This window comes from Mucilaginibacter sp. (assembly GCF_039207105.1).
Taxonomy (GTDB): domain Bacteria; phylum Bacteroidota; class Bacteroidia; order Sphingobacteriales; family Sphingobacteriaceae; genus Mucilaginibacter.
In genome coordinates this window covers 1-2162 of the sequence record NZ_JBCECK010000317.1, presented here as the reverse complement: position 1 = coordinate 2162, position 2162 = coordinate 1, and the positions used below count along the sequence as shown (strand labels likewise).

The window sequence follows — 2162 nt, the reverse complement described above, 5'->3', positions numbered from 1 at the left end:
CATTTCCTGCAGACCTATCATGCCAGAGCCACCCCAGTTATGATCGGGAGTCCAGTCGAAACCTGGTCCCCAAAATGTTGGGAAACGCCTTCCGGAATCTTTAAGTTTGAACGACGTTAAGTCCGCTGCTTCTTTAGATAATCCGAGTCGAGCGGCAAATATATTATCCTGTTTCCAGCCTATACCACTTCTGAATTTAATGGCAAGGGTATCCAGCTTCCAACTGTTCAGTGCAATATCCATTCCTGGTTTACCTATGCCGTAAATTCCCCAGGGAAATACCGGGTAAAACTGCGGGCTTTCTACATTATTAATACGTTCCCATGATTTTGCCGGAGTAAATACCTGTTGTCCCTTTATCTCACTAAAACTTATAGGAGGGATGCGTTTGAGGAGGGCCTCTAACTTTAGCCGTTCAGCTTTATCAAGATAATCATTAGGCAATGCAAGCAGTCGTGTAGTAATAGCTTGCAGAGCAGCAATGGTTGAGTTGGAGTTATAAGTCATTTTAAAAGTCTCGGCACTGGAGCCGGGGTATAAAACCAAATGGCCATTACCATCAAGCGCCCTGCTGCTTCGCAACCTCGATAGATATTGGTAATGTTCATCAAAAAACGTTAAGCAACTTTTTATTAGCGGAATGTATTGATGAATATCCTTCCCGGCATAGCGTTCCGTTTCCAATATCATAAGGCAAAATTCAAAAACTGTATCCCAGGTATATTCCAGCCAGGCATTGTACTCAACCCCTTTGTCAAAATTGGCGGGACGTTTCCAGGTATACTCGGCACTGTTTGGTAAGCCGAAATTTTCAAGTTGCTCGGTAAAGCAAGCCCCTGAATGCCCCCAATAAACCTGACTGCGCAACTCAGCGTTGCGTAAAGCCCGCAGATAAAAATCAAACTGCGGTTTCATCAGGCCGAAATCGCCGCTTTTAAGCATAGGGAAATATACCAAACGTTGGTTTTGAGCCGTCATCAATCCACCTCCCCAATTCCGGAAGTCAGGAGTGTAAGGCATTTTTGAGTTTACATAAACAGGGTCGTAAGTAAACAATCCGCCATTGAATTTAGTTGGGTATTCGCCATAAGCATTGCATCCAAGCATATACCGGAATAATTGATAGTTTTTTCCGGTTTGCCATGCTATAGTATCCGCATTTGGCTGCGTAGGATTTATGTCGATAAAACTTCTTTCCCAATATGCTTTCCACCAATCAGCTGTTTTTTGCCATGCTATCTTTTGGTTTACTTTGGCTTCTTGTATTGCTTTATTTAAGCCTTTGCGCCAGTCGGTTACGTTGGTCTGAGCAGTATTCAGATATATCTTTATATCCTGATCGTGAGTAGGGCTGACACTTTGTAGTTGCCAAGCTTCAAAATCAGTATTCTGATATTTTCCTCTATAAGTACCTGCCGGTTTCAAATTTTTACCTTGAATCAAACCGCCAAATGTGAGATTTTTTAGCGGATTGAACATTTGGCTTTTCACAGCTTCCATGCCTTGCTGTTTTACTGTAGCATCAAATATGGTAGAATCCAGGTTGTGATGATAAAATAATACTGTATTGTTATTAAAGGTAATGCTATCCTTAAGGGTTACAACCGACCCTTGCGGCGCGAATTTCCAGGAGCCCTGGTTGTTTTCTGTGCCTTCAACAGCTCTGTCGCGGTAGCGCCAGCTTTCAAAAGCGGCCGTTGTTTTTAGCGCTGTATTGCTTTTAATGTTCAGGTGAATAACCGGCTGATACACGTCAACCCAAAGCCTGATCTGTGTTTCCAATTTTCCGCTTTTTCCAGATATAAGCACCGAGCCATTTTGAAGGTTTAGCTGTTGTTTGAAATCTTTGCTATCAAATGGATTAGGGGAGAGCTTTACCCGTACACGCCCCAGTTTAAGCATAGCGTTATTTTCATCAAAGGTACCGCTGCGTGCTATATAAAAAAGCAGTTCACCTTTCTCAACCCAAACGTTGAGACCAATGTCGCCGCCACCGCATGGCATTGATTCACTTGAGTTTTGGCTTTGGCTGCTCCAGGTAACGTTATATTTTTCAATGCCGGTTTGCGCTACGGCAGCGGTGAAGTAAAATAGCCATATCAGGAGCAGCGCTTTTTTCATATTACCAATCGTCGGTTCTGAATGATGAGGCGGGCAAGCCA

The 2162-nt window shown here is 43.3% G+C and carries 1 protein-coding gene; it reads right to left on the bottom strand.

Annotated features, from left to right (window positions below; all coding sequences use genetic code 11):
• A partial coding sequence (locus AAGC65_RS26050; RefSeq protein ID WP_343115373.1) for a DUF5703 domain-containing protein occupies positions 1 to 2121 on the bottom strand: 2121 nt, incomplete at its 3' end.
• Positions 2122 to 2162 lie beyond the last annotated feature (41 nt).